General features: G+C 72.7%; 23 protein-coding genes. 19 read left to right on the top strand and 4 right to left on the bottom strand.

Annotated features, from left to right (window positions below; translation table 11 throughout):
• Positions 1-6: 6 nt before the first annotated feature.
• Both E4P39_RS00795 and E4P39_RS00790 read right to left on the bottom strand, forming a co-directional pair.
• A complete protein-coding gene (locus E4P39_RS00795) occupies positions 7-1,314 on the bottom strand; it encodes an amidase (RefSeq protein WP_135134437.1) in 1,308 nt (435 codons plus the stop codon).
• Between the two features lie 46 nt (positions 1,315-1,360).
• On the bottom strand, positions 1,361-6,853 hold the full coding sequence (locus tag E4P39_RS00790; RefSeq protein WP_135134436.1) for a carboxyl transferase domain-containing protein: 5,493 nt from the start codon (positions 6,851-6,853) through the stop codon (positions 1,361-1,363).
• A gap of 238 nt (positions 6,854-7,091) precedes the next feature.
• Between E4P39_RS00790 and E4P39_RS00785 the strand changes: the two genes are divergently transcribed.
• From E4P39_RS00785 to E4P39_RS00755, 7 genes are all read left to right on the top strand, one after another.
• Positions 7,092-7,631: an acyl-CoA thioesterase gene (locus E4P39_RS00785; protein WP_209306276.1), complete on the top strand. Its 540-nt coding sequence runs from the start codon at positions 7,092-7,094 to the stop codon at positions 7,629-7,631.
• 95 nt (positions 7,632-7,726) lie between these two features.
• Complete coding sequence (locus E4P39_RS00780; protein ID WP_135134435.1) at positions 7,727-8,998, top strand: alpha-hydroxy acid oxidase; 1,272 nt, start codon at positions 7,727-7,729, stop codon at positions 8,996-8,998.
• Positions 8,999-9,148: 150 nt separating this feature from the next.
• On the top strand, positions 9,149-10,594 hold the full coding sequence (locus tag E4P39_RS00775) for an Nramp family divalent metal transporter (protein ID WP_135134434.1): 1,446 nt from the start codon (positions 9,149-9,151) through the stop codon (positions 10,592-10,594).
• Between the two features lie 14 nt (positions 10,595-10,608).
• Complete coding sequence (locus tag E4P39_RS00770) at positions 10,609-11,580, top strand: sugar kinase (protein WP_135134433.1); 972 nt, start codon at positions 10,609-10,611, stop codon at positions 11,578-11,580.
• A gap of 2 nt (positions 11,581-11,582) precedes the next feature.
• Positions 11,583-12,470, top strand: a complete 888-nt coding sequence (locus tag E4P39_RS00765) for a dihydrodipicolinate synthase family protein (protein ID WP_167761501.1) — start codon at positions 11,583-11,585, stop codon at positions 12,468-12,470.
• Positions 12,471-12,473: 3 nt separating this feature from the next.
• The gene (locus E4P39_RS00760; protein WP_135134431.1) at positions 12,474-13,427 is read left to right on the top strand and encodes a C-terminal binding protein; all 954 of its coding nucleotides are present in this window, start codon (positions 12,474-12,476) and stop codon (positions 13,425-13,427) included.
• Positions 13,428-13,552: 125 nt separating this feature from the next.
• The gene (locus E4P39_RS00755) at positions 13,553-13,840 is read left to right on the top strand and encodes an ester cyclase (RefSeq protein WP_209306275.1); all 288 of its coding nucleotides are present in this window, start codon (positions 13,553-13,555) and stop codon (positions 13,838-13,840) included.
• 361 nt (positions 13,841-14,201) lie between these two features.
• Here E4P39_RS00755 and E4P39_RS00745 read toward each other — a convergent pair whose 3' ends face one another.
• Positions 14,202-14,438 (bottom strand): hypothetical protein, encoded by a 237-nt coding sequence (locus E4P39_RS00745; RefSeq protein WP_135134430.1) that lies wholly within the window; start codon positions 14,436-14,438, stop codon positions 14,202-14,204.
• Between the two features lie 325 nt (positions 14,439-14,763).
• Here E4P39_RS00745 and E4P39_RS00740 point away from each other — a divergent pair, with 325 nt between their 5' ends.
• Positions 14,764-15,417: a hypothetical protein gene (locus tag E4P39_RS00740; RefSeq protein ID WP_135134429.1), complete on the top strand. Its 654-nt coding sequence runs from the start codon at positions 14,764-14,766 to the stop codon at positions 15,415-15,417.
• Between the two features lie 132 nt (positions 15,418-15,549).
• Here E4P39_RS00740 and E4P39_RS00735 read toward each other — a convergent pair whose 3' ends face one another.
• Positions 15,550-16,596 (bottom strand): Gfo/Idh/MocA family oxidoreductase, encoded by a 1,047-nt coding sequence (locus tag E4P39_RS00735; RefSeq protein WP_245159531.1) that lies wholly within the window; start codon positions 16,594-16,596, stop codon positions 15,550-15,552.
• Positions 16,597-16,700: 104 nt separating this feature from the next.
• On the opposite strand from E4P39_RS00735, the gene chrA reads away from it, so the two are divergent.
• From chrA to E4P39_RS00680, 11 genes are all read left to right on the top strand, one after another.
• The gene (gene chrA / locus E4P39_RS00730; protein ID WP_135134428.1) at positions 16,701-18,095 is read left to right on the top strand and encodes a chromate efflux transporter; all 1,395 of its coding nucleotides are present in this window, start codon (positions 16,701-16,703) and stop codon (positions 18,093-18,095) included.
• 112 nt (positions 18,096-18,207) lie between these two features.
• Positions 18,208-19,008 (top strand): hypothetical protein, encoded by an 801-nt coding sequence (locus E4P39_RS00725; RefSeq protein ID WP_135134427.1) that lies wholly within the window; start codon positions 18,208-18,210, stop codon positions 19,006-19,008.
• A 70-nt stretch (positions 19,009-19,078) separates the two neighbouring features.
• Complete coding sequence (locus tag E4P39_RS00720; protein ID WP_135134426.1) at positions 19,079-19,798, top strand: A24 family peptidase; 720 nt, start codon at positions 19,079-19,081, stop codon at positions 19,796-19,798.
• A 184-nt stretch (positions 19,799-19,982) separates the two neighbouring features.
• A complete protein-coding gene (locus E4P39_RS22525) occupies positions 19,983-20,207 on the top strand; it encodes a Flp family type IVb pilin (protein ID WP_209306274.1) in 225 nt (74 codons plus the stop codon).
• 107 nt (positions 20,208-20,314) lie between these two features.
• Positions 20,315-20,725: a TadE family protein gene (locus E4P39_RS00710; protein ID WP_135134424.1), complete on the top strand. Its 411-nt coding sequence runs from the start codon at positions 20,315-20,317 to the stop codon at positions 20,723-20,725.
• Positions 20,713-21,675: a pilus assembly protein TadG-related protein gene (locus tag E4P39_RS00705; RefSeq protein ID WP_135134423.1), complete on the top strand. Its 963-nt coding sequence runs from the start codon at positions 20,713-20,715 to the stop codon at positions 21,673-21,675. Before E4P39_RS00710 ends, E4P39_RS00705 begins: the two co-directional genes overlap by 13 nt.
• A gap of 13 nt (positions 21,676-21,688) precedes the next feature.
• The gene (locus tag E4P39_RS00700; RefSeq protein ID WP_135134422.1) at positions 21,689-22,441 is read left to right on the top strand and encodes an RcpC/CpaB family pilus assembly protein; all 753 of its coding nucleotides are present in this window, start codon (positions 21,689-21,691) and stop codon (positions 22,439-22,441) included.
• Entirely contained in the window at positions 22,438-23,628 is a 1,191-nt protein-coding gene (locus E4P39_RS00695; RefSeq protein ID WP_135134421.1) for an AAA family ATPase, read from the top strand. Before E4P39_RS00700 ends, E4P39_RS00695 begins: the two co-directional genes overlap by 4 nt.
• A gap of 125 nt (positions 23,629-23,753) precedes the next feature.
• Positions 23,754-25,058 carry a CpaF family protein gene (locus E4P39_RS00690; protein ID WP_245159530.1) on the top strand — a complete coding sequence of 435 codons (1,305 nt, stop codon included), beginning with the start codon at positions 23,754-23,756 and terminating at the stop codon, positions 25,056-25,058.
• Positions 25,059-25,060: 2 nt separating this feature from the next.
• Positions 25,061-25,993: a type II secretion system F family protein gene (locus E4P39_RS00685; protein ID WP_135134801.1), complete on the top strand. Its 933-nt coding sequence runs from the start codon at positions 25,061-25,063 to the stop codon at positions 25,991-25,993.
• A 79-nt stretch (positions 25,994-26,072) separates the two neighbouring features.
• A complete protein-coding gene (locus E4P39_RS00680; RefSeq protein WP_167761500.1) occupies positions 26,073-26,963 on the top strand; it encodes a type II secretion system F family protein in 891 nt (296 codons plus the stop codon).
• Positions 26,964-26,998: the final 35 nt, after the last annotated feature.

Genomic DNA, 26,998 nt, shown 5'->3' with positions numbered 1-26,998 from the left:
CCGGGGTCAGCGCCCGGCCTGACCCAGGCTCGGAGAAACGGTCCGGTAGGGCAGGTGGGGGAGCGCTGCGAGCAGGAACTCGTCTGCCCCGAGACGTCCCCACACCTGCACACCCACCGGGCGGCCCGACACCCCGAGCCCGGCCGGAATCGCGGCGACAGGCACCCCGGTCAGGCTCGACAACGTCGACACCGCCGGCGAGCCGGTGCTCGTCAGCCCTCGAGGCGCAGAGGACGTGGCGGCGGGCAGCACCAACACGTCGCACTCGTCGAAGCGCTCGTCCACCCGCGCGCGCAGGTCGACGCACGCCTGCTCGGCGGCCCGTCGCCGGCTGCCGCTCGTGTCGGCGCCGCGGCGCAGGACCTCCCGCGTCTCCGCGCCCAGCCGCGCGGCGACCTGTGGGGAGAGCAGGTCGCGGTGGAGGCTGAAGAGTTCAGGCGCGAACACGTCGAAGAAGGCCTGGAACGTCTCCGGTGCGAGCAGTTCGGGCAGCTCCACGCGCACCACCGTGTGGCCGGCGTCGCGAAGGAGATCGACGTAGTGGTCGACGACCTGGCGGACCTCACGGTCGATGTCGTCGAATCCGGTGACGTCGACGACGCCGGTAACGAGGCGGGCGGTGCCCACCGGCACGTGGAAACCGCCGGCGGCCGCGGTGACCGCCGTGAGGGTCCGGGCATCACGGGCGAAGAAGCCGGGGTGGTCGAACGAGAGGCTGATCCTCGTCATCCCGGTCATGTCCACCCGGCCGTAGCTGGGCTTGAAGCCGTAGATCCCGCAGTAGCTGGCCGGCCGCACGGTCGAGCCGTTCGTCTGGCTGCCCAGCGCCGCGCGGACCATGCCCGCCGCCACTGCGGCGGCCGATCCGCTGGACGATCCCCCGGGGGTACAGGCCAGGTCGTGCGGGTTGCGGGTGGTGGTGGGGTGGTACCAGCACAGCTCGGTCGACTTGGTCATTCCGGCCACGACCACCCCGGCGGTGCGAAGGGCGTGCACGACAGGGGCGTCGACCTCGGGGGTTGCTCGGTGCACCATGTCGAAAGCCGCCCGGTTCCCGTTGCCCGGGGCCCGACCGGCGAGCTCGAAGATGTCCTTGATCCCCACCGTGAACCCGTGCAGCGGTCCCCGCCCGGCGGCCCGGCTCGGGCGTCCGGTACGTGCGTCCTCCGTGTCGACGGATCCGGCGTCGAGACCTCTCGAGGCGGCCATGGCCGGCTCGGTGAACACCTCCTCGAACGCCATCACCACGGCATCCAGCTCGGTGATCCGTGCCAGATCCGCGGCCACAGCGCTGCCGGCGTCGGCCGCGGTCATCGGACCCCCGTCGTGGTCGTCACGCCGCTCGAAATGGCCCGTCGGGTCACGAGCCGGCGACGCGGGCCATGCCTCGTTCGACCGCGTCGATCAGGCGGGGGCGTAGTTCGACGGCCGGGATGATGGCGTGCACCGAGCCGACGTCCCGGGCCCGCTCGATGTTGTGGATGCCCTCGAACTGGGCGGCCACCTCACCGAGCTTCTCCGACCGCACCGAGCTGCGCAGCGCCGCCAGCTCCACCCGCAGATGCGCCTTCTCCACGTCGTCGGCCGCCGTGAGCGCAGCCTCCAGCTCCTTCACCCGGGGATCCGCGGCGGTCCGCTTGTCGACCTCGCCGGTGAACACCACCGCGGCCGCCGGCGCCCCGCCGAGCACCGAGGCGTACGAGCCCTCGACCGCGAGCACCTCCATGTTGTCGTTCAGCACGCCGGAGAACACCACGAACGCACCGCCGTGGTACCGCGAGATCACGCAGAAGACGATCGGGCCGTCGAAGTTGACGATCGCCCGGCCGATCTCCGCCCCGAACTCGAGCTGCGTGTTGCGCAGCGATTCCGGCGACCCGTCGAAGCCCGAGAGGTTGGCCAGCACCACCAGCGGCCGGTTCCCGCTGGATGCGTTGATCGCGCGGGCGGCCTTCTTCGACGAGCGCGGGAACAGCGTGCCCGCCGTCCACTGGTCCGGCCCGTCCGTCGGGAAGCTGCCCCGCCGCTGGATCGGCCGCGACTCGATGCCCAGCACCGTGACGGGGTGACCGCCGAGGTGCGCGTCGAGCACGACCGTCGTGTCGGCGTCCGCCATCCCGGCCCACCGCTCCAGCACCGCGTGGTCCTGGTCGGTGACCGCCCGCATGACCGTCCGGATGTCGAACGGCTTCTTGCGGTCGGGGTTGGCCGTCGACGAGAAGACGTCGCCCACCGTCGTGAACTCGCTCGACGGGTGGCTGTGCGGGAACGCCCGCACGTCCCGGTCCCGCGGGTCGGAGGTCTCGGACGGCCGGGCCCACCGCTCGCCGGGCGCGAGGTAGGCGTGGTCGTAGTGCTGGTACAGCAGGGCGACGGCCGCCGACAGGTTCGGCGCCCAGTACTGCGCCTGCCCGTTCGGCCCCATCACCCGGTCGTAGCCGCCGAGGCCGAAGTTGTCCTCCGCCGACACCCCGCCCGAGTAGTCCAGCGAGTGCTTGCCGGTCAGCACCATCGCGCTGTCCGGCGTCATCACCAGGATGCCCTTGGTGTGCATGAGCATCGTGGCCTCGGCGTTCCAGTACGGCTGCGCGCCCACGTTGATGCCCGCCACGATGACGTTGATCTCGCCGCCGCCCTGGGTGAACTCGATGATCCGGCGCAGCCCCTTCGCGACGGCGTCCATGTTCTCGGTGCCGCTGTCCATCGAGATCTTGGCGCCGGACGAGAGCGCGTACCACTCCACCGGCAGGCCGCGCTCCTCCGCCAGGTCGAGGGCCGCGACGACGAGCGCGCACTCGGGCACGGCGACGGTGCCGAGCGCCTTCGTCGGGTCGCCGAACAGCGCCACCCGCGTCATGCCCTCGGGGTAGCGCGGGGTCGGCGTCGTCACCACGCCGACGACGATGCCCGCCTTGTTCGTGCCCGGCGGGCGGTCGACCGGCGCGAGCCGGCCGTCGGATCCCAGGTCGTGCTCCGCGAACGAGCCGCCGGGTCCGGCCACCAGCGGTGCCAGTTCGTAGGGGTAGGCGAGACCGCGGGCGCGCGAGCGGAGCACCTTCTGCGTGTAGTCGTCCAGCGGGCGCATCGGCTCGGTCGGCCGGTCGGTCATCCTCATTCCGACGCCGGTGCCCGGGGTGTTCGAGAAGCGCAGCGCCACGTCGCGTGGCGCCACTCCCGGCTCCACCTGCAGGCGCCCCAGGATCACGATCTCGTCCAGGCCGGCGCCGATCGTCAGCGGCGCGATCGCGCGCGCGAACGTCGCCAGCTGCGACAGCGGCAGCTCGATGGACGGCCAGGCGTACAGGAAGATCCGGTTGTGGTCGAGCCGCCGGCCACCGCCCAACGATGCCCTCGCCCGCCGCAGGCTGTCCATGCACGCGGTCAGCAACCGCTCCACCGTCGGGAAGCCGACGACCTCGCCGGCGGCGTTGATCAGCGGCGTCGCGTCGCGCACCTCCGCCATGGCGATGAGCCGCTCGTCGTTCGGGTTCTCCTTCGCGACGACGTGGATGAGGTAGGTGTCCTCGGCCGAGGGCAGCCGCCGTCCGTTGAAGTTCTTCAGCCGCCAGAGGTCGAGCCGCTGCGCGGTCAGCGGGTGCATCCCGCGGATGACCTCCTCCTCGGCGAGACCGTCCGAAGCCGGCCGGAAGGTCAGCGTCTCGACGTCGCCGCTCGGGGTGCAGATCGTGACCGTCACCCGGCGGCCGGAGCGCAGCACCTCGACGTCCGAGAGCTCACGGCGCAGCCGCTCCGCCAGCTCGTCGGCGTCCGAGGGCCGGTCCGGCCAGGAGAGGTAGAGGTCGACGACCACGTCCGACGGGTCCGCCGTCTCGGACACGAGCGTGGCCAGCGAGGCGAGGGCGGCGGGCAGGCTGTCCTGCGACGCCATCAGGGCGACCAGGTGCAGCCGCGCGCCGCTGAGCTCGTAGTCGCCGGTGACGCAGGTGCGCCCGTCGAGGAGGAAGGCCCGCAGGTTCTCCAGACTGCGCCGACGGTAGTAGCGCCTGGTGAGCACCTCCAGGATCGGGTCCACGCCGGCGGTGGGGGAGCCCAGGCGCTCCGCCAGGATCCGGATCAGCGGCTCGGGGCTCGCGACCAGCGCCTGCACCCGCTCCATGTCCTCGGGGCTCCCCGCGGAGCCGCCGGAGGACAGCTCCGCGAGCAGCCGCTCCGCCTCCTCGACGACTTCCTGACGGGCCTGCTGCACGACGGGCTTCTCGAAGTACTGGAACCGCACCGCGCGGGCGACGTCGCCGACCGATGGATAGCGGAGCTGGGTCGCGACGATCAGCCGGTCGAGGACCTCGGCCACCTCGTCGCGCAGCGGCCCGCTGGGGAGGTCGCCGGCGGTCAGCCACCGGTCCATCAGCGCGAGGACGACGGGCAGCTGGTCGGCCGTCCGCTGCTGGGCCAGGAAGATGCGGAACACGGCCTGCTCCAGCGCCGGGCCGGGCTCGAGGCTGTCGACGCCGTAGTGCAGCAGCGCCCTGCTCAGGCGGCCCCGGAAGCTGTCGGGCAGGGCCTCGCGCTCGATGTCCAGCGAGTGCAGGTAGGAGTGGAAGTGCTCGCGCGGGCTGTGGACCTGCTCGTCGGCCTCCTCCTCAGCGCTGGTCGGCCGGTTGCGGGACAGCTCGCTCAGGTCGGCGAACGTGGTGAGCAGCGCCAGCTCACCGTGCAGCAGCTCCGCGTCGTCCGCGGGGAGCTCGCCGCGCGCCCTGCCGTAGGCGGACACGAGCTGCCGGCCGTGCTCGGCGGTCACGTCGAAGCCGGTGATGAGCGCCTGCATCGCCGCCAGCATGTCGAGCGCCGTCTGGCGGTCCGCGCCCGCGGGACGTGCCTCCGCTCCCGGGAGCGCCACCCGCTCGCCGACGACCGTGTCGGCCTCGTCCCCGGCCGGCTCGAGCCGCATCAGGGCGGCACCGGCGTCGACCTGGGCGTTCACCACGGCCAGCACCTCGCGGACCCGCCCCGACACCGGCGCCCGCACCGCCGTCTCCATCTTCATGCTCTCGAGGACGACGATCGTCTGCCCGACCTCGACGTCGTCCCCCACGCCCGCGCGGACGGCGACGACGACGGCGGGCGCCGGCGCGCGCACCAGGCCCTCCTCGTCGCGGGTGACGCGGTGGGTGACGCCCTCCACCTCGACCAGGTGCGACGTGGCCGCGTGGGATGCGACGACCGAGAAGCGCTCGTCGCCGATGGTGAGCCGGCTCTCCAGCGCGCTGAGCCGGTCGACGGCGACGTCGACGGACCGGTCGTCGAGCGACACCCGGTAGCGGCCGGGGTCCACCTTCGCGACGGTCAGCCGGTAGGCCTGCCCGCAGTAGCCGAGCTCGACCACCCGGCCCACGTCGTGCGAGGCGCGGGGGCGTCCGCCCCGGGCGGACGCGAGGAAGGCCGTCCGCTCCAAGGCCTCCTCGGCGTCGGAGACGTCGATCGCCACCTGGACGAGTGCGATGGCGGCGTGCCGTCCGGGGTCGGCGGCACCGACGGTCCCGGTGCGGTCCAGCCAGGCCGTGTCGGCGGTGCCCGCCACGACCTCCGGGCGGTCCAGCAGCGCGAGCAGGAAGGACTTCGTCGTCGTCCCGCCGCGGAGCACCACCGTGGTCTCGCGCAGCGCGCAGCGCAGGCGGGCCAGCGCCTCGGGCCGGTCCCGGCCCCAGGCGATGACCTTCGCGACCATCGAGTCGTAGGCCGGCGGGATGACGTCGCCGACGGTCATGCCGGTGTCCACGCGGACGCCCGGGCCGGTGGGCAGGCGCATGAACTGAACCGTGCCCGGCGCGGGCGCGAACTCCTGGTCGGCGTCCTCGGCGTTGAGCCGGGCCTCCACGGCATGGCCGAACTCCGCGGGCGCGTCGCCCTCGAGCCGGTCGCCGGCGGCCACGTGGATCTGCAGCTTGACGATGTCCAGGCCCGTCGTCACCTCGGTGACCGGGTGCTCGACCTGCAGGCGGGTGTTCACCTCCAGGAAGGTGAACAGCTTCTCCTGCGGCTGGTAGAGGAACTCGACGGTGCCCGCGTTGACGTAGCCGGCCGCCTTCACCAGCGCCTTGGCGGACTCGCGCAGGGAGGCGTCCTGCTCGGGGCTCAGGGCCGGGGAGCTGGACTCCTCGATCACCTTCTGGTTCCGCCGCTGGACCGAGCAGTCCCGCACGCCCGGGGCCCACACGTTGCCGTGCTGGTCGGCGATGACCTGCACCTCGATGTGCCGTCCGCCCTCGACCAGCCGCTCCATGAAGATGGTCGCGTCCCCGAAGGTGCGGAGCGCCTCGACCTGGGTGCGCTCGAGCGCGTCCGCCAGCTCGTCCTCGGACCGGACGATGCGGATGCCCCGCCCGCCGCCGCCGCTCCGGGACTTGATGATCAGCGGGTACCCGATGGTGGCCGCGTGCCGGAGCCCGTCCTCGACGGTCTCGACCGGCCCGCCGCTCCAGGCCGCGACCGGCACGCCGGTCTGCTCGGCGAGCACCTTCGCCTCGATCTTGGCGCCGAGCAGGCGCATGGCCTCGGGCGGCGGGCCGATGAACGTCACGCCGAGCGAGGCGCAGAGCTCCGCGAACGCGGGGTCCTCCGCGACGAAGCCCCAGCCGACCCAGGCCGCGTCCGCGCGGCACTCCTCGAGGGCGCGGCCGAGCTCGTCGTGGTCGAGATAGGGGATGCCCTTGCCCGTGTCCCGCAGGACGACGGACTCGTCGGCGGCGCGCACGAAGGTCGCGTGGCGCTCCTCCTCCGTGTGCATCGCGATCACGCGGATGCCGTAGCCGTGCTCCGCGTTGAGTTCACGGACGGCCCGGATCAGGCGCATGGCGGGCTCGCCCCGGTTCACCACTGCGATGCGTTCGAACACCCGCGCGACCCCCTTTTCGTGAAACCCGGCCCCCGGTCGACCGTAGGGCAGCCGGGTCGCGCATTGGCTGTCGTCGTTCCCCGGGCCGTGTGACCTGGACGACGAGGTCAGCATCGTGCGACCACGGTGGCCCGGTCAATTCAGGACGGCTGCCGTGGCCGGGTCAGCGCTCATGACAGGCTCGGACCGTCATCATGCCGACGACGAGGGCGGATGAATCCCGGGAAGGTGCTGCCGGATGCCTGAGAACACCGCGTCGGCGGAGGACAGCCGGATCGACGATCTCCACCGCCTGTCGATGACCATCCTGATGACGCCCGACATGTCGAACTTCGCGGGCAACGTGCACGGGGGCACCTTGCTGAAGCTGCTCGACCAGGTCGCCTACACGTGCGCGACGCGGTACGCGCGGAACTACGCCGTCACGCTGTCGGTCGACCAGGTCGTGTTCCGGGAGCCCATCCACGTCGGGGAGCTGGTCACCTTCCAGGCCTCGGTCAATCTCACGGGGCGGACGTCGATGGAGATCGGGGTGCGGGTGACGACGCAGGACCTCGTGCGTCAGGTCGTCCGGCACACCAACAGCTGCTACTTCACGATGGTCGCCCTCGGGCCCGAGGGTCGCGCCGTGCCGGTGCCGCCCTGGGAACCCCGCACGACCGAGGAGCGCCGCCGGCACGCCGCGGCCGTGCGCCGCCGTGAGCTGCGCCGGGACATCGAGCGGGTGACGAAGGAGATCAAGTCCTCCGCCGTCCCCGCCGACGAGGGCCCGGGCTGACACGGTCCGGTTGCGCGCCCGGCGGCGCCCCCACCACGCTCTTCCGGACGTCGACGACGAACGCTGAGCCGTCTGCAACCGGGGGAGGGGACGACATGGCTGCGAAGATCCCGCTCGCGTCCATCTCGACCGCGCGGCAAGTCCCGAAATGGTCCGAGCTGCGGGAGGTCGTGCAGTTCAGGAAGCCGGATCTCGACCGGACCGCACGGCGCCTGCACAACGCGCTCACCATCGCCGACCTGCGGAAGGCGGCCACGAGGACGACGCCCCGGTCGGTCTTCGACTACGTCGACGGTGCCGCCGAGGAGGAGATCACCGCCGCCCGCAACGTCGCCGCGTTCCGGCGCGTGGTGTTCCGCCCGGACTCCCTGCACTCCGTGGCCGATCCCGACACGAGCGTCGAGGTGCTGGGCAAGCGGCTCCCGGTCCCGGTGATCTTCGGGCCGACGGGCTACACGCGGATGATGCACCACCACGGGGAGGCCGCCGTGGCCCGCGTGGCCGAGCACGTCGGCGTGCCCTACGCGCTCTCGACGGTCGGCTCCACGTCGATCGAGGACGTGCGCGCGGCCGCACCCGGCGCCGATCTCTGGTTCCAGGTCTACTACACGACAGACGAGAAGCTGAACGAGATGCTGCTGTCGCGGGCCGAGGAGCAGGGCTACACGACCCTCGTCCTGACCGTGGACACCGCCGTCTCCGGCATGCGGCTGCGCGACGTCGTCAACGGCCTCACCATCCCGCCGACGCTGACGGCCAAGACGGTCCTGAACATGTCGCGCTTCCCGGGCTGGTGGGTCCACAAGCTGACCACCGCCGGCATCGGCTTCGCCTCTCTCGACGAGGTCGAGGGCAACCCGACCCCGGGAGCGGTCGCGTCCATGCTCTTCGACCCGGCCCTGGACTTCACGTCGGTGGACTGGCTGCGCAGGCGGTGGACCGGCCCGATCCTGGTCAAGGGCGTGACCACGCCGGCGTCCGCGCGCGAGGTGATGGAGCGGGGCGCCGACGGCGTCGTCGTCTCCAACCACGGCGGACGCCAGCTGGACCGCACGCCCGCGACGCTGGACGTGCTCCCCGCGATCCGGGCGGCCGTCGGGCAGCAGGCCACGGTGCTCCTCGACAGCGGGGTCCGGCACGGGCTGGACGTCGTGGCCGCCCGCGCCCTGGGTGCGGACGCCGTGATGATCGCCCGCGCCTATCTCTACGGGCTCATGGCCGGCGGTCAGGACGGCGTCGCGCGTGCCTTCGAGATCCTGGACGGCGAGTACCGCCGCGGCATGCAGCTCCTCGGCGTCCGGCGCAGCGAGGACCTCGCCGACCGCCACGTCGGCCTCGGTCCGCCGGCCCTCGACCCGACGGCCTGACGGGAAACCGCCAGGCGGGCGGGCAGGGACCGGGCCGGGGCGTTCCGGCGCGGAGCGGAACCCCCCGGTCCGGCCTGCGGTCGCAGGCCGCGCCCGACGGGCGTATACAACGGCTGGAAGTCCTGGCTCTCTGGCACGGAGGGACCCGACATGACCACCACCCGCAGGCCCGGCGAACGACCCCGGTCCGTCGTGGACCTCTTCCCGACCAAGCATCTGGCGGCCCCGGACGTGCGGGACATGCCGGAACCCCCGGCGAGCTTCCGGCACGTCATCGGCCCCGGGATCATCGCCGCGGGCGTCGGGATGGCCAGCGGCGAGTTCATCCTCTACCCCTACATCGCCTCGCAGGTGGGCCTGGTCTTCGTCTGGGCGGCCTTCGTGGGGCTGGCCACCCAGTACTTCCTGAACATGGAGATCGAGCGGTACACGCTGGCCACCGGCGAGACCGCGCTGACCGGCTTCAGCCGGTACTGGCGGCACTGGGGACTGGTCTTCGCGATCCTCGCCTACTTCGCCAACATCTGGCCGGGGTGGGCCACGAGCTCGGCGACCCTGGTGACCTACCTGGTCGGCGGCAGCGTGGTGCCGATCGCCATCGGCATGCTGCTGGCCATCGGCCTCATCCTGACGATGGCGCCGGTCGTCTACCAGGCGCTGGAGAAGATCGAGTGGTTCAAGGTCGGCGCCGTCCTCCTGCTCATCGTCGTCGCCTCGGTCTTCGCGATCGAGTCGTCGGACTGGGCGGACGCACCCCAGATCGTCACGAACCCGGGGTTGCCGTACGAGCAGCTCGGATTCGCGTTGCTCATGGGTGCGCTGGCCTTCGCGGGAGCCGGCGGCGGGCAGAACCTCTGCCAGAGCAACTGGATCCGCGACAAGCGCTTCGGCATGGGCGCCTACGTGCCGCGGATCGTCAGCCCGGTGACGGGGCACCCGGAGGCGGCGCCGTCCACGGGATTCGTGTTCGAGCCGACGCCCGAGAACATGAGCCGGTGGCGGCGCTGGTGGAAGTTCGCGAACACCGAGCAGCTGACCACGTTCGTGGCCATCAGCTTCATCACGATCCTGTTCACCTCGCTGCTGGCGTACGCCACCGTGTTCGGCCAGGAGGGCCTGGCCAGTGACATCTCCTTCCTCGAGGCCGAGGGCAACGCCCTCAACGACGAGGTGGGGGGCTGGTTCGGCACGTTCTTCTGGGTCATCGGCGCGATCTCGCTGTTCGCCGCGGCCCTGGGCATCGTCGACTACACCAGCCGGCTCGGCGCCGACGTCCTGAAGACGGCGTACGTCAAGGACGCGAACGAGAGCAAGATCTACTTCGGGCTGGTGTGGGGTCTGGTCCTCATCGGCTGCGTGGTGCTGCTGTCCGGGCTCACCCAGCCGCTGGTGCTGCTGGTCATCGCCGCGGTGACCGGCGGCCTGATGATGTTCATCTACTCGGCGCTGCTCCTCCTGGTCAACCGGCGGACGCTGCCGGTCGAGATCCGGCCCGGTGCCGGTCGGGTCGCGGCGCTCATCTGGTCGTTCCTGCTCTTCGGGTTCCTGACGGTGCTGACCTTCAACCAGCAGCTGCAGAACCTGTTCGGCGGCTGACCGGACGCGCCGCGATGACTGCGACGGCGTCCGCCGGCGACGGCGTCCCGCGGGTGGTGACGGCGGGCGAGACGATGATGCTGGTCGCGCCGTCGGGCCCTGGCCGGCTGCGGCACGCGGGCGCCGTGACGCTGTCGATCGGCGGCGCGGAGAGCAACGTGGCGATCGGCCTCTCCCGGCTCGGGATACCGGCGAGCTGGGTGAGCGCACTGGGTGAGGACGAGCCCGGCGAGCTCGTGCTGCACCGGGTCCGCGCCGAGGGGGTCGACACCGCTGCGGTCCGCCGGGTGCCCGGCCGGCCCACGGGCCTCTACCTGCGGGAAAAGGTCGCGGGGGCGACGCGGGTCTACTACTACCGCCGCGGCTCGGCCGCCGCGACGCTGGCGCCCGGCGCCTTCGACCCCTCGATCCTCGACGGCGCAGCGTTCCTGCATCTCACCGGCATCACCGGCGCGCTGTCCGCGGAGTGCGCCGAGTTCGTTACCTGGGCGGCGAAGACCGCCGGGGCAGCGGGAGTCAGGGTGAGCTACGACGTCAACTACCGCAGCCGGCTGTGGGAGCCGTCGGCCGCGCGCGCCGCCACCGAGGCGCTGCTGCCCTCCGTCGACGTCCTGCTCGTCGGTGACGAGGAGGCGCGCGCCCTGTGGGGGTGGGACGACGAGGCCTGTCTGGAGCGGTTCCCGGACACCGGCCCCTCGGAGGTCGTCGTCAAGCTCGGCGCCCGGGGGTGCGCAGCGACGATCGACGGCGAGCGGCTGACCGCCCCCGGCTTTCCCGCCCGCCAGCTCGACCCGATCGGGGCGGGGGACGCCTTCGCCGCCGGCTATCTCGCCGCCACCCTCTGGGGCAGTGACCCGGCTGAGCGGTTGCGGACGGCCAACGCCATGGGCGCCTTCTGCGTGCAGAACCTGGGTGACTACGAGGGCCTGCCGAGCCGGCGCGAGCTCGCGGCCTTCCTCGACCGGACCGTCGACCTCGGGAGATGACCATGTCCTCGGATTCCCCCGCCCACCTCCTCGACGGCGTCTACGTCGCGAACGTGACGCCGTTCCGCGACGACGACCGGTTCAGCATCGATGTCGACTCCTATCTCGCGCACGTCCGCTGGCTGGCCGGCCACGGGGTGCGCGGGGTCATCCCGTTCGGGACGAACGGGGAGGGGCCGTCGGTGGCCGCGGCCGAGAAGCGCACCGTGCTCGAGGCGCTCGTCGCCGAGGGCGGCGGGCTCCAGATCGTGCCCACGGTCGCCGAGGGCAACCTGCCCGACACCCTCGACCTGCTCGCCTTCCTGCAGGACCTGCCGGTCCGGGCCGTGATGGTGCTGCCGCCCTACTACTTCAAGCCCCTCCACAGCGACGGGCTGCGGCTGTTCTACGAGCGCGTCCTGGCCGCCACCCGCCACCCCGTCGTGATCTACCACATCCCGAAGTACGCAGTCCCGGTCCCGCCCGAGCTGGTCACGTCGCTGCCCGTGTGGGGGGTCAAGGACTCCGGGGGAGAGGCCGGCTACGCCGCGACCGTCCACGGCGCCGGAAAGGGTGTGCTCGTCGGCACCGAGGACGACCTGCCCGCCCGGCTGCTCACCGCGCACGGGTCGATCTCGGCCCTGGCGAACATCGTGCCGGAGCAGGTGGTCGCGCTGTACGGGCACGTGCGGGCGGGGCGTGCCGAGCAGGTGGCGGCGATGTCGGCGCACCTCCAGACGGTGCGGGCGATGACCAAGGAGTACGTGTCGGCAGGCGTGCTCAAGCGGGTCGCCGAACAGCGGCACGGCTGCCCGATGGGCACCGTGCGCCCGCCGTTGGTGCCGGTTCCGCCGACCTTCGACGCCGCCGCGGCGGCGGAGCGCGCGATGGCCGTGCCCTCGGACGGCTGAGGCATGCGGGTGCTGGTCACGGACGCGGAGTACGCGTCCCTGGACATCGAGGCCGGCGTCCTGCGCGCCGCGGGGCACGAGCTGCGCACGGCCCGGTGCACGACCGCGCAGGAGGTCGTCGACGCCGCAGGGGACGCCGACGCCCTCCTCGTCCAGTACGCGCCGATCACCGCGGAGGTGTTCGACGCGCTGCCGCGGCTGCGGCTGGTCAGCCGGTACGGGGTGGGGGTCGACGTCGTCGACCAGGAGGCGGCGCGGGCGCGCGGCGTCTGGGTGTGCAACGTGCCGGACTACGGCACCACCGAGGTGGCGCTGCACGCGACGGCCCTGCTGCTGGCGCTGCTGCGCAACCTCGGCGGGCACGACCGGGAGGTGCGCGCCCGCCGGTGGGACTACCAGCTCGGCGGGCCGCTGCGGCGGCCGAGCGGGCTGACGCTGGGCGTGATCGGGCTGGGCCGCATCGGCCGGATGACGGCGGAGCGCGCGGCTCCGTGGTTCGGAGGCTGCGTGGGCTACGACCCGCACCTGCCGGATTCGGCGTGGCCACCCGGCGTGGAGCGGGTGGCCCTCGACGAGGTGTTCGCCCGCAGCAACGCCGTCACCCTGCACCTCCCGTTGGCCGACAGGACCCGCGGACTCGTGGACGCGGAGCGGCTCTCCCGGATGCCGCCGGGCTCGTACCTCGTCAACACCGCCCGGGGTGGTCTCATGGACCTCGACGCCCTGGTGCAGGCGCTCGACGACGGCCGGCTCGCCGGGGTGGGGCTCGACGTGCTGCCTCAGGAGCCGCCGGAGTGGGGCCACCCGCTGCTCACCCACCCCCGCGCGCTGCTCACGCCGCACGTCGGGTGGTACTCCGAGGAGGCGGAGGCCGAGCTCCGCTGCAAGGCCGCGCAGAACATCGTCGACTGGGCGTCGACCGGCCGGCCCACGTACCCGGTCGTCGAGGGCCGCTGACGCCGGGCGTGGGGAGAGGAGGCGCACAGACCGGCGCGGTCGTGGCGACGGACCGATGGGGACCTCGGGCGAGGAGGATGCGGCGACCGGACCGAGTGACTGCGACGACCGAATGGGAGCCCGTCATGTCCCACACCAACAAGGACGTCGTCCGCCGCTGGGTCGACGAGCTGATCAACGAGGGACGTCCGGATGTCGCCGACGAGGTGTGCGGGCCCGACCTGGCCCGCGAGGCGAGGGAGTGGGTGGCCCCGTTCCGCGCGTCCTTCCCCGACGTCCGGATGCGGACGGTGACCCTGCTCGCCGAGGGCGACCAGGTCGTCGGACGGTTCACCTGTTCGGCCACCCACCACGGCCCCTGGCTCGGGCACCAGCCGACGGGCCGGTGCTTCGTCGACGTCGACGAGGTGTAGTTCTTCCGCTTCGAGGACAGCCGGATCGTGGAGATCTGGGGTCTGGAGGACACCGCGGAGCGGCTTCGCCAACTGGGGCTCGGTCAGCCGTCCTGAGCTGACCGGGTCACCGCAGGTGGCGCCCGAAGAACTCCAGGATCCGGCGGCGGGCGTCGCGGGCCGACGGCTCGTGGTACGGAGTGCCGGTCAGGCGGACCTGAACGGCGACGAAGGTCCCGGCACGTCAGTTCCTTGACCGCGCGGCTTCTTCGCTCCAGCCTCGCACCGGCGCCTGGACCGACTGGCCGCCGCTGACCAGTACCCCGCGCCCGCCGGGTCTGGGCCGGACCCCGTCGCGACCGGACTGCGTGGCCCGGTTCGGTCAGTGGAGCAGGAGACCCTTGCGCCAGACGTCGCCCTTGGCGCTGCGCCAGGCCGTCGGGCTGAAGACCCGGTCGACCCGGCTCTCCCCGCGTTCGTCGACGAGGATGACCAGCGAGCCGCCGGCGGCCAGGTGGTAGCAGTAGGTGCCGCTCATCCCGGCGGGCAGATCGGCGTCGTCGAACACCTCGACGGTGTCGCTGTCCGGACCGTGGTGCAGCTCCACGTGGACGCTCATGCCACCCCCTCCCGCGGACGACGCCGGCCGCTGGCGGCGACGGTAGCGCGCAGGAGCACCCAGTCGAAGGACGACCGGTGACGGGGGAACCCCGCGGCCGCGGAACCTGTCACCGACGGGTCTGGCGTAGGCGCTCCTTGCTACGGCGCGCCAGGCCTCACCATGTAGAGCCAATCTCACCGTGCGTTGTTGCCGCAGATGTGTTTCTGCGACAAAAGATTTTCAATCGGTAAATGAAGAAAAGGCGATGTGAACACAACCGAACGGTCGTCGTCACCCGAATGAGGGATAGCACAACCAACCTATCGCCTCAAAGGAGACCGCGATGTCGAAGACTGCCCGTGCCCTTGTCCTCGTCGCCCCATTGGTGGGTCTGACGCTGTTCGCGCCGCCCGCCGGTGCCGACAGCCACAACGACCCGAGCCGGCACGGTCACGAGGTCCTGGCCCACCTCGAGCCGATTCCCGGCAGCGGTGTCCACGGCTCCGGGCACGCCGAGGTGGAGTTCGACGAGAAGGGCCGGATCGACGAGTTCGAGGTGGCGGCCCACGGACTGCTGGCCGACCAGCCTCACGCGGCGCACGTCCACTTCGGTGAGACGGCGCGCAACGAGTGCCCGACCCTCATGGACGACACGAGTGGTGACGGGCGCCTGACCACCACGGAGGGCGCCCCGGCCTACGGGCCGGTCATGCTCTCGCTCACCACGGAAGGCGACACCAGCCCGGAGAGCGTGCTGGCGATCGACCGCTACGACACCGCCACGGAGGGGACCATCAACTACGAGCGCGATGGGCTCTTCGAGACCGCTGACGGAGTCGCCGAGGCGATTGCCGACGGGAAGGGCGTCGTCGTGATCCACGGTGTCGACTACAACGGAAGTGGCGCGTACGACGGTGAGGCCATGTCCGACCTGAACCCGGCGCTGCCCGCCGAGGCCACCGACCCGGCCATGTGCGGGGTGCTCGAGGACCACTGAGCGGAACGCGTCCGGTGCGGACGGCTCGTCGCCGTCCGCACCGGCGCCGAGCGTTCTGCTGACGAGACCGGGATGAGCGCCTCGGTGCTGACCTGCCTGCCGTAGAGCTCCGCCGCCGGCTCGATCTCCCCGCTACAGGCGAACGGCTTCTCCCGAGGTGGCGCTGCGGCGGGCGGCGTCGAGGACGATCGCCGTGGCGACGGCGTCGCGCGGCTCGACGGGCACCGGACCGAGCCCCCGCACCGCCCGGGCGAACGCGGGGTAGAACGTGTCCCAGCGTCCGCGTCGGGTCGGCGCCGGCTCGCCGGCGTCCCCGCGGTGCACGCGTCCCCACCGCTCGGGCGGCTCGACCCCCCACTCCTCGCCCAGCGTCGCCGGTGTGTGCCCGCCGAGCAGCAGGTCCTCCTGGACGTCCATCAGGGTTGCGTTCACGTAGCTGCCGGTCGTCCCGGTGACCCGGAACCGCGGGCCCGGCGCCCCCTGGCTCCAGCTGCCCCACAGGTGCGACCGGGCTCCGGCTGCGTGGGTGAGGGCGACGAACACGTCGTCGTCCAGACCGTTCTCGCGCAGCCGCCACTCCGCGTGGACCGACGTCACCGGCCCGAGCAGCACCAGCGCCTGGTCCACGAGATGGGCGCCGAAGTCGAGCAGGGTGCCGCCGCCGGCGGCACCGGGTCCGTCCTCGGGCGCCAGCCGCTCGAACCGGGACTCGAACCGGGTGACGTCGCCGAGCGAGCCGTCGTCCGCCAGGGCGCGGACGGTGAGGAAGTCGGCGTCCCAGCGCCGGTTCTGATAGGGCGCCAGAGGCAACCCGAGCCGCTCGGCCATCTCGACGGTTCTCCGGGCGGACGGCGCGTCGAGCGCGAACGGCTTGTCGCAGACGACCGCGAGGCCGAGCTCGAGCGCCTGCTCGCTGAGGGGCGTGTGCGTGTCGGCCGGCGTGGAGATCGAGACCGCCTCGGCCCCGGCCGCCTTCAGCTCCGCGAGCGAGGCGAACGTCCGGACCGCCGGGTGCTCGGCGGCGACGAGGGCCTGCCGCTCGGGCGAGGTGGTGACGACTCCGAGGAACTCGCACTCCGGTGCGGCGCCGAGCAGCGGGGCGTGGAAGTACCGCCCGCCGAAGCCGTAGCCCACCAGGCCGAACCGGACGGGCTGCATCGTCGAGCCGGCAGAGGTCACGCGAGGATCATGGCGGGTGCCGCGGCTCCGCGCCCGGGCCACCTGGGACGATTCCTGCGCCGGCCCCACCGTCCCGGCCGCAGCCTGCCGATCCGGAGCCCTTCGTGACCAGTGACGCCGAACTCAGGCCGGGTGCCGGGGCGTCGGAACCGGCGGTCCCGTTCGGGACGGCGGTGCGCGCCTGGTTCGCCATCTCGCTGCAGACCTTCGGCGGTCCGGCGGGCCAGATCGCCGTCATGCAGCGCACCCTGGTCGACGAGAAGCGGTGGATTGGCCAGCGCCGGTTCCTGCACGCGATGAACTACTGCATGCTGCTGCCCGGCCCGGAGGCCCAGCAGCTGGCCACCTACGTCGGGTGGCTCCTGCACGGCACCCGCGGCGGGCTCGTGGCCGGCGGGCTGTTCGTGCTGCCCGGCGTCCTCGCCCTGCTGGCGCTGGCGGCCGTCTACGTCGCCTTCGGCTCCACGACCGCGGTGACCGCCCTGTTCGCGGGGCTCGCGCCCGCGGTCCTCGCGATCGTGGCGCAGGCGGTGGTCCGGGTGGCGAAGCGGGCGCTCACCAGCCCGGCGCTGGTCGCCATCGCGGTCGCGTCGTTCCTGGCGCTCGCGCTGTTCGCGGTGCCGTTCCCGGTGGTCGTCCTGGTGGCCGGCTTCCTCGGCTGGGCGCTGCACCGCCGGCGTCCGGCCGGCCTTCCACTCGGTGGCGGCAAGGAGGCAGCGGACGACGGCCCGCCGCCGGTCATCCCGGACGACGTCCTGCACACCGAGCTGCCCTCGACCCGGCGGACCGTGCGCGTGCTGGTGGTGGGGCTGCTCGTCTGGGGCCTGCCGGTCGCCGCCGTCGCGCTGCTCACCGGCGCCGGCAGCGTGTTCACCCAGCAGGGCCTCTTCTTCTCCGGAGCCGCGGTGGTGACCTTCGGCGGCGCCTACGCCGTGCTGGCTTACGTAGCCCAGCAGGCCGTGTCGGTCTACGGCTGGCTGGCGCCCGGGGAGATGGTGCGCGGGCTCGCCCTGGCCGAGACGACGCCCGGGCCGCTGATCATGGTCGTCCAGTTCGTGGCGTTCCTCGGTGCCTACCGCGACCCGGGGACGCTGGACCCGTGGGTCGCCGCCGTCCTCGCGTCGCTGCTGGTCACGTGGGTGACGTTCGTGCCGAGCTTCCTGTTCGTCCTGCTCGGCGCGCCGTACATGGAGCGGCTCCGCGGCAACCGGTCCCTGTCGGCGGCCCTCACCGGCATCACCGCGGCGGTCGTCGGGGTGATCGCGAACCTCGGCGTCTACTTCGCCGTCCACACGCTCTTCGCCGAGACCGACGCGGTCGACGGATGGCTGCTCGCGCTGGAGCTGCCCGACCCGGCCTCGCTCCGGCCATTGGCGCTCGGGATCGGGTTGGTCGCCGCCGTGCTGATCTTCGCGCTCAGGTGGTCGGTCCTGCGCACGCTCGGCGTCTGCGCGCTGCTCGGCCTGGCGGCCGGACTCTTTGGTCTCGCTGTTCACTGATGCCGCAGGAGAAGCACCGGACCCGCGGGTAACCGCTGGTCAGCGCCCTGTCGCCCTAGCGTTCGGGCACCTCGTCGACCGCCGGGGGAAATCCGTCTCCGGGAGACCCGCCATGCTTCGTCGCACCCTGCCCGTCCTCGCCGCCGCGGCGGTCGCAGCGCTCGTTCCCGGCACCGCCTCGGCCGCCCCGGGCCAGACTCCGGAGAGCAGCACGTTCGACAGCATCGAGGCGGGGATCCAGCTGACCGTCGCCGGACAGCCCGGCCGCGCCTCGCTCTCCCTGCGCGGTGAGCCCGGCGACCGGACCGCCGCCCTCGACGTCACGCTGCCGCCCGAGCCCTGTGCGCTGCCGTTCTGCTACCGGAGCCTGCGGACCGGTTCGGCCGAGTTGAGCGACGAGCAGATCCGTGTCGGGCGGGACCTGAAGGTCGTCTCGGCCGTCGACGTCCCGATCACGCTGTACAGCGCCGGATGGGACGCGGAGAACGGCACCACCGAGATCGAGGAGCCCCTGACCGTCAGCCTGACGATCACCGCGACCGGCCGGCTGTCCCACGACGTGGAGCACGGCGACATCTGCGGCGAGGGATGGCCCTGCCTCGGCACCCACGTCACCGCGTGGCGGGAGGGCGCGGGCGTTCTCACCACCGCCGACGGGTGGAAGGCGAGCGGCGTCGGCCTGCTCCGGCGCGGGCACTCCGTCAGCGCCGCGGTCGTCCGGTCGGGCGGTCAGGAGGGACCGGGGGACGGGCCGTCGGACGGTTCCGGCGAGCTGCCCCCCAACGGGTCGGGGGACGCGCCGTCGGACGGTTCCGGCGAGCTGCCCTCGGACGGCTCGGGGGGCGGTACGTCGGCGCTGCCCGCGCCCTGGACCGCGCCCGCGACCGAGTCGCCGGCGGCGCCGGGCAACTGACCTACCGGGCGGCGGGACGGCGCTGTGCCAGGGTGAACGCCGTGCCCGCCGTCCGTCGCCCCGACTCGTGGTGACCGCGCTCGTCACCGTCGTCGCGGGGCTGCTGGGTCTGGTCGTCGGCCACGTGATCAACCGCGCGGCCGGCCGGTTCCCGTGGTCGCAGGACCGACGACCACGAAGCCCGGGCACCGCCACGCCGGGGAACGAGGTCGGGTCGGCCCCCCGACGTCGTGGTGGTGGGGGACCGGCGGTCGGAGTCCCCGTCGTCGAGCCGGCCACGGGGCTGCTGTTCGCGCTGATCGCGCTCCGGTTCGGCCTTTCCTGGGAGCTACCGGCCTTCCTCTTCCTCGCCGCCGCCGGCGTGCTGCTCGCCGTCGTCGACCTCCAGCACCACCTGCTGCCCAACCGCGTCGTCGTCCCCTCGATCGGGATCGGCGCGGTCCTGTTGCTCGTCGCAGCCTCGTCCGACGGGACCTGGGAGGCCCTGCTGAGGGCAGCGCTGGGCGCGGGGGTGCTCTTCGTCGTCTTCCTCGTCCTCGCCCTGATCTCGCCGCGCGGGCTCGGCATGGGTGACGTGAAGCTGGCCGGCCTGATCGGGCTGTACCTGGGCTGGATCGGCTGGGGCGCCGTCGTCGTCGGCGCCGCCGCCGGCTTCGTGATCCAGGCGCTGCTCGCCCTCGCACTCCTCGCCGGACGCCGGATCGGTCTGCGCGGCGAGCTCCCTTTCGGCCCCGCGATGCTGCTCGGCGCCGCCGTGGCGATCGGCTGGAGCGACGCCCTCCTGGGCTGACCGACGGCGCGTCCGGGTGCCGATGCCCCCGGCCCTTCGGGCGGAACCTGCAGGTCCAGGGGCCATCCCCCGAGGGAGTGAACGTGCTCAAGGGCGCTGTAGCCGGCGCCGACAACCTCCCCAGCGCCGCAGAAGGCCGGGTCACCCGACCCGGACCAGTCGGCCCATCCCCTCGGGAGTATCCGTGCTGAACACGTACGCAACCCTGGTCACCCTGGTCGCCGTCGCCCAGGACCGCCTCAAGAAGGACGAGAAGGGCGCGACCGCCGTCGAGTACGGCCTCATGGTCGGCCTGATCGCCGTCGTCATCATCGCCGCCGTGTCGTTGCTGGGCGAGCAGCTGGAGGCGCTGTTCACGAGCGTCAGTGACGAGCTGCCCGCCGTCCCCGCGGCCCCCGCGGCCCCCTGACCCCCGGCGCCTGACCCCAGGCACCGCCGTCCGGCGCGGCGGCCCCCAGCAGGGGGGCCGCCGCGCCGTGTCACGTCAGACCCCCCAGCCCGAGGAGGTGAGCAGCTGTGACCCGCAATCCGACCGACGAGCGCGGCGCCACGGCCGTGGAGTTCGCCTTCATCGTGCCGCTGCTCATCACCCTCGTCCTCGGCATCGCCGAGTTCGGCCACGCCTTCCAGGTGCAGGGCACGCTCTCGGCCGCCGCCCGCGAGGGCGTCCGGCTGATGGCCCTGCAGAACGACCCGACGGCCGCCCGCGCGGCGGTCCGGACCGCGGCGGCCTCCCTGGACCCCGCGATCACCGACGCCCAGATCGCGATCGGGATCGTCGGCAGCAATGCCGTGTCCTGTCCGGCCACGGGCGCCGGCAGCACATCGGTGCGCCTCACGATCGACTATCCGATGCCCTCCCTCACCGGCTTCTTCGGCGCCGGTTTCGACCTCGCCGGGACGGGGGTCATGCGATGCAACGGCTGACCCGCCGGCTGAACCGCCGGCTGGACGACGAGCGTGGCGCCACCGCCGTGATGTTCGCCCTGCTGCTCGTCCCCATGCTCGGTTTCGCGGCCATCGCCGTCGACATCGGCGCCCTCTACGCCGAGCGCGCCCGTCTGCAGGTGGGGGCCGACGCCGCGGCGATCGCGGTGGCCCAGGACTGCTCGCGCGGCAACTGCGGGGACATGCTGGCCACCGCGCAGGGCCTGATCACCGCCAACGACACCGAGGGCACCGCCGCGCAGCCCGTGCTGAGCAGCGATCCGCTGAGCGTCACGGTCACCGGCGGCACCCCCAAGGAGCACTGGTTCGCGCCGATCATCGGCCACGACTCCACCGCGGTCTCGGCGACGGCGACCGTCGGGTGGGGCAGCCCCAGCGGAGGCACCGCCGTCCTTCCGCTGACCTTCTCCTGGTGCTCCTTCGAGGCGCAGACCGGCGGGGGTGTGCCGTCGGGCACGGCCCTGCAGACGATCAGGCTCAGCAAGAGCGCCGAGGACGAGTGCCCCGGTCCGTCCGGGAACTTCGTGCCGGGCGGCTTCGGCTTCCTGGAGACCGGCGGCGCGAGGTGCGCGGTCACCAGCGGCATCGACCAGAAGCTCATCTCGTCGACCGGGAACACCCCGCCGGCCGGCTGCAAGGAGGCCGACTTCGCCGCGTTCGTGGGCCGGACCGTGCTCCTGCCGATCTTCGACGACTTCGGCGGCCAGGGCAGCAGCGCCTGGTACCAGGTCCACGGCTACGCCGCCTTCAAGATCTCCGGCTACGACTTCGGCGGCCAGTACAACACCGCCAAGAAGGTGTGCGGAAACGGCGGCGACCAGCGCTGCGTGACCGGCTACTTCACCCGCTTCGTCGAGCTCTCCGACGCCTGGGACTACAGCCCGGACGCCCCGAAGCTGGGCTCCTCCATCCTCCGACTGATCCGATAAGGGGCGACCACTCGTGAGACGTCGACTTCTCGCCGCGTGCGCGGCCCTCGTCCTCCTCGTCGCCGGCAGCCTCGTGTTGCTGGCCTACGTCCGGGGCGCGGACGCCCGTGCCCTGGCCGGCGCCCGCCCCGTCGAGGTGCTCGTGGTGGACCGGCCCGTTCCGGCCGGCACCTCGGCGGCCGAGCTGGCGGACTTCGTCAGCATCGAGACCGTCCCGGTCAAGGCCGCGCTCGACGGGCGGGTCACCGACCTGTCCGCCCTGTCGGGCCGCGTGGCCACCGTCGACCTGCTGGTCGGTGAGCAGCTGCTCACCAGCCGCTTCGCGGAGCCCGGGGACCGGCAGGCGCCCGGCACCGTCGAGGTGCCGGAGGGCATGCAGGAGGTGAGCGTCCTTCTCGAGCCCCAGCGGGCGGTCGGCGGTCGCCTGGCGGCCGGGGACACGGTCGGCGTCTTCGTCTCCGTCAGCCTCGACAGCGGCCCGGCGACCCATGCCGTCCTGCACTCCGTGCTCGTCACCCAGGTCCAGGGCGCTCCCGCGCCCGTCGACCCGGCCGCGGCGGGCGGCGCGGAGACGGCGTCGGCCGGTGCCCCTGCCCCCTCGTCCAGCCTCATGATCACCCTCGCGGTGACCGCCGCCCAGGCAGAGGCGGTCGTCTTCGGCGTCGAGCACGGCACCCTCTGGCTCTCCTCCGAGCCCGACGGTGCGGCCACCGGCGGTACCGGGGTCGTCAGCCCGGACACGATCTACGGGAAGGCCTTCTCATGAGCCGCGTCGTGCTGGCCGGAGCCGGTGAGGACCTGATCCTGCGCGTCAAGCAGGCCACCGAGGGGGACGTCCACGTCCTGCCGCCGGGCCGCCTCCCGGGCGATCCCGCCCGGCTGTTCGAGCAGCTGGTCGACGGCGAGCTGCCCGACGTCCTGCTCGTCGGCCCGCACGCGCCGGCGGCCGAGGTGCTGACGCTGGCCGCCCGGCTCGACGTCCAGAGCCCCGGCATCGCCGTCGTGCTCATGGCCGACCCGTCGCCGGAGATGTGGCAGGCCGCGATGCGCGCCGGCATCCGCGACCTGCTCGCGCCGGACGCGGACGTGGCCGAGATCCAGGCCGCCGTCGAGCGGGCCGGCCAGGCAGCCGCCGGTCGCCGCCGCGTGCTCCGCCCGGTCACCGAGACCGAGCGCTACGCCGGCCGCGTCATCACCATCGCCTCGCCCAAGGGCGGCGTGGGCAAGACCACCGTGTCCACCAACCTGGCCATCGGCCTGACCGCCCACGCGCCGCAGTCGACCGTGCTCGTCGACCTCGACGTGCAGTTCGGGGACGTCGCCTCGGCGCTGGGCCTGCTCCCGGAGTACACGCTGCCCGACGCCGTCCACGGCCCGGCCAGCGAGGACACGATGGTCCTCAAGACGTTCCTCACCCAGCACCCGAGCGGGCTCTACGCCGTCTGCGGATCGGAGTCGCCGGCCGCCGGTGACACGGTCACCGGTGAGGACGTCTCCCGGCTGCTGGCCTCGCTGGCGCGCGAGTTCCGCTACGTCGTCGTCGACACCGCACCCGGGCTGTCCGAGCAGACGCTGGCCGCGCTCGACCGCGCCTCCGACGTCGTGATGCTGACCAGCATGGACGTCCCCGGCGTCCGTGGGTTGCGCAAGGAGATGGACGTGCTGCGGGAGCTCTGCATGATCCCCGCCGGCCGGCACGTGGTCATGAACTTCGCCGATCCCAAGGGCGGCCTGAGCGTGCGCGACGTCGAGACGGCGATCGGCACCGGCGTGGACGTCGTCCTGCCCCGCTCGAAGGCGGTGCCAGGGTCGACGAACCAGGGCGTCCCGATCATCTCGAGCCACCGCCGCGACCCGATGGCCAAGGAGCTGCACCGCCTGGTGGCCCGCTTCGCCGCCACGCCGCTGATGAAGGCGGGCAAGTACCGGGCCCGGCACCGGGCGGCCGGCTGATGAACCTCTCCTCCCGCCTCGAGGCGGCGCGCGGCATCCCGCCGTCGGCCGCCACCACGGCCGCCCCGAGCGCGCCCGTGCCCGGTACCCCCGCGGTGCCGGCCCCCCGGCCTGTGGTCGTTCCGGTGGCCCCGCCGACGGACGCCCTCGCGCGCCTCAAGGACCGCGTGGGCAAGGCGCTGTTCGAGCGCATGGGCGCCCGGATGAACGACCCGAGCCTGAGCGAGGACGCGCTGCGCGCCATCGTGCTCGGCGAGCTCGACGAGGTCGTCGAGGAGGAGAACGTCCCGCTCAGCACCGACGAGCGGCTGCGGCTGACCGCCGAGCTGGCCGACGACGTGCTCGGCTACGGCCCGCTGCAGCGGCTGCTCGACGACTCCGCCGTCAGCGAGATCATGGTCAACGGGCCGGACGCGATCTACGTCGAGCGCAGCGGCCGGCTGGAACGGACCACCACGCGGTTCGCCTCCGAGGAGCACCTGCGCCGGGTGATCGACCGGATCGTCTCCCGGGTGGGACGGCGGATCGACGAGTCCTCGCCGCTGGTCGACGCGCGCCTCGCGGACGGCTCCCGCGTCAACGCGATCATCCCGCCGCTGGCCTTCAGCGGGTCCACGCTGACCATCCGCAAGTTCTCCAAGGACCCGTTCACCGTCGAGGACCTGATCAACTTCGGCACCCTCTCGCCGGAGATGGCCGAGCTGCTGAACGCCTGCGTCGAGGCGCGGCTCAACGTCATCGTCTCCGGGGGTACCGGCACCGGTAAGACGACCCTGCTCAACGTGCTCTCGTCGTTCATCCCCGAGGGCGAGCGGATCGTCACCATCGAGGACGCCGTCGAGCTGCAGCTCCAGCAGGACCACGTCGTCCGGCTGGAGTCCCGGCCGCCCAACATCGAGGGCAAGGGCGCCATCACCATCCGCGACCTGGTCCGGAACTCGCTGCGCATGCGGCCCGACCGGATCGTGGTCGGGGAGTGCCGTGGCGGGGAGTCCCTGGACATGCTGCAGGCGATGAACACCGGCCACGACGGCTCGCTGTCCACCGTGCACGCCAACACCCCCCGCGACGCGATCGCCCGGCTGGAGACCCTCGTGCTCATGGCGGGCATGGACCTGCCGCTGCGGGCCATCCGCGAGCAGATCGCCTCGGCCGTCGACGTCGTCGTCCAGATCACCCGGCTGCGCGACGGCACCCGCCGCGTCACGCACGTGACCGAGGTGCAGGGCATGGAGGGGGAGACCGTCACCCTGCAGGACGCCTTCCTCTTCGACTACTCCGCCGGTGTCGACGCGCACGGGACGTTCCTCGGGAAGCCGGTGCCCACGGGCGTCCGGCCGCGGTTCACCGACAAGTTCGACGACCTCGGGATCAAGCTGTCCCCGCGGGTGTTCGGCGCGGTCGAGCCGGCCGGCGGACGGGGCTGGTGACGATGCTGCTCGCCGTCGGCGTGCTCGCGGTCGCGGCCGCCCTGCTCGTCCTCGCCCTCGTCGTCCTCCCGGCCGGGCCCGGGCGCGTGCCGCTGAACCGGCTCGACCCGTCGGTGGTGCCGTCCGCGTCCGCGTTCGCGGGGGCCGGCGCCGCCGCCGGTGCCGCGGTGGAGAAGGCGCTGGCCAAGCGCGGCCGGGCGGCTGCGGGCGTCGCCGCGCTCGAACGCGCCGGCATGGCGATGACCCTGCCGAACTTCGTGCTCACGGTCGGCCTCACCGCCGTCGTCGGCGGGGCCGTCGGCCTCGTGCTCGGCGGTCCTGTCCTCGGCCTGGTGCTCCTGTGCGTCGTGCCCCTCGGCGCCAAGCTGCTGCTGACGTTCCGTGCCTCGCGCCGGCAGGCCGCCTTCGCCGACCAGCTCGACGACTCGCTCCAGCTCATGGCCGGCAGCCTTCGGGCCGGCCACAGCCTGCTGCGCTCGGTCGACTCGGTCGCCTCGGAGGCCGACGCGCCGACGTCGGAGGAGTTCTCCCGGATCGTCAACGAGACCCGTGTCGGGCGGGACCTGAACGATGCCCTGGACGAGGTCGCCGAGCGGATGGGCAGCGACGACTTCACCTGGGTCGCCCAGGCCATCGCCATCCACCGCGAGGTCGGCGGCAACCTGGCCGAGGTGCTCGACGCCGTCGGTCACACGATCCGCGAGCGCAACGCCATCCGCCGTCAGGTGAAGGCGCTCTCGGCGGAGGGCAAGCTCTCGGCGGTCGTCCTGATGGCCCTGCCCTTCGGCGTCACGTTCTTCATCTCGATGACGAACCCCGGCTACCTCGCCAAGTTCACCGAGAGCGTGACGGGCTTCGCGATGCTCGGCGCGGCCGGGCTGATGCTGCTGGTCGGCGGCCTGTGGCTCAAGAGCACAGTGAAGATCAAGTTCTGATGAACGCAGCTCCGCTGGGGAACCGGAATCCAGCCTCGATCACAGCTCCGCTGGGGAACCCGTGCTGACGCCATTCTCCGTGCCTGCCGCCGTCCTCGCGGCCGCGCTCGCCGTCGCCCTCGCCGTCCCGGTGCTGGGCTGGTCGCTGTTCGCCCGGCCGGGCGCCGCGACCGTGCAGGCGCGCGACAACCTGATCCGCGGCCTTGCGCCGGCCGGTCCGGCCGTCTCCGCGCAGCGTTCCGTTCCGGGGCGGCTCGACCGGCTCACCGGCTGGCTGACCCCCCACGGCACGGTCGTCCGGCTCAACCGTCTCGCCGGTGCCGCCGGCCGTCCCGCGGCGTGGCCCGTGCCCAAGCTGGTCGCGGCCAAGCTGGTGCTGGGTCTCATCGCCGGGAGCCTGGGCCTGCTCGTGGTGGGCGGTGGTCCCAGCACGCTGACGGCCGGCATGGCGATCGTGGTGACCACGGTCGCCTACTTCCTGCCCGAGCTGCTGCTCTACAGCCGCGGGCAGGAGCGGCAGAAGGCGATCCAGCTCGAGCTGCCCGACACCCTCGACCAGATGACCATCGCCGTGGAGGCCGGACTGGGCTTCGAGTCGGCCATGGCGCGGGCCGGTGCCAACGGCAAGGGACCGCTGGCCGAGGAGCTGGTGCGCACCCTGCAGGACATCGCGGTCGGCCAGCCCCGCCGCGAGGCCTACCTCGGTCTCGCGGACCGGACCGGCGTGCAGGACCTGCGGCGGTTCATCCGCGCCGTCGTCCAGGCCGATCAGTACGGCGTCTCGATCGCGGACGTGCTGCGGACCCAGGCCCAGGAGATGCGGCTCAAGCGGCGTCAGCGGGCCGAGGAGAAGGCCATGCAGATCCCGGTGAAGGTGATCTTCCCGCTGATCCTGTGCATCCTCCCGACGCTGTTCATCGTGCTCCTCGGCCCCGCCGTCATGGACATCGTGGCGACGTTCTCCAAGTGAGAGCCTGCTGCCCGCGAGACGCACGAACTCGTGGC

The sequence above is a fragment of the Blastococcus sp. CT_GayMR19 genome (assembly GCF_004570385.1).
Classification (GTDB): Bacteria; Actinomycetota; Actinomycetes; order Mycobacteriales; family Geodermatophilaceae; genus Blastococcus_B.
The sequence above is the reverse complement of the archived record's forward strand: the minus strand, read 5'-3'. Positions and strand labels throughout refer to the sequence as shown.

Coding starts and splice junctions, on each gene's coding strand:
- E4P39_RS00770 (WP_135134433.1), top strand. CDS start 10,609: ATGACTGCGACGGCGTCCGCCGGCGACGGCGTCCCGCGGGTGGTGACG.
- E4P39_RS00685 (WP_135134801.1), top strand. CDS start 25,061: ATGCTGCTCGCCGTCGGCGTGCTCGCGGTCGCGGCCGCCCTGCTCGTC.
- E4P39_RS00760 (WP_135134431.1), top strand. CDS start 12,474: ATGCGGGTGCTGGTCACGGACGCGGAGTACGCGTCCCTGGACATCGAG.
- E4P39_RS00775 (WP_135134434.1), top strand. CDS start 9,149: ATGACCACCACCCGCAGGCCCGGCGAACGACCCCGGTCCGTCGTGGAC.
- E4P39_RS00755 (WP_209306275.1), top strand. CDS start 13,553: ATGTCCCACACCAACAAGGACGTCGTCCGCCGCTGGGTCGACGAGCTG.
- E4P39_RS00725 (WP_135134427.1), top strand. CDS start 18,208: ATGCTTCGTCGCACCCTGCCCGTCCTCGCCGCCGCGGCGGTCGCAGCG.
- E4P39_RS00780 (WP_135134435.1), top strand. CDS start 7,727: ATGGCTGCGAAGATCCCGCTCGCGTCCATCTCGACCGCGCGGCAAGTC.
- E4P39_RS00745 (WP_135134430.1), bottom strand. CDS start 14,438: ATGAGCGTCCACGTGGAGCTGCACCACGGTCCGGACAGCGACACCGTC.
- E4P39_RS00785 (WP_209306276.1), top strand. CDS start 7,092: ATGCCTGAGAACACCGCGTCGGCGGAGGACAGCCGGATCGACGATCTC.
- E4P39_RS00695 (WP_135134421.1), top strand. CDS start 22,438: ATGAGCCGCGTCGTGCTGGCCGGAGCCGGTGAGGACCTGATCCTGCGC.
- E4P39_RS00765 (WP_167761501.1), top strand. CDS start 11,583: ATGTCCTCGGATTCCCCCGCCCACCTCCTCGACGGCGTCTACGTCGCG.
- E4P39_RS00795 (WP_135134437.1), bottom strand. CDS start 1,314: ATGACCGCGGCCGACGCCGGCAGCGCTGTGGCCGCGGATCTGGCACGG.
- E4P39_RS00740 (WP_135134429.1), top strand. CDS start 14,764: ATGTCGAAGACTGCCCGTGCCCTTGTCCTCGTCGCCCCATTGGTGGGT.
- E4P39_RS00705 (WP_135134423.1), top strand. CDS start 20,713: ATGCAACGGCTGACCCGCCGGCTGAACCGCCGGCTGGACGACGAGCGT.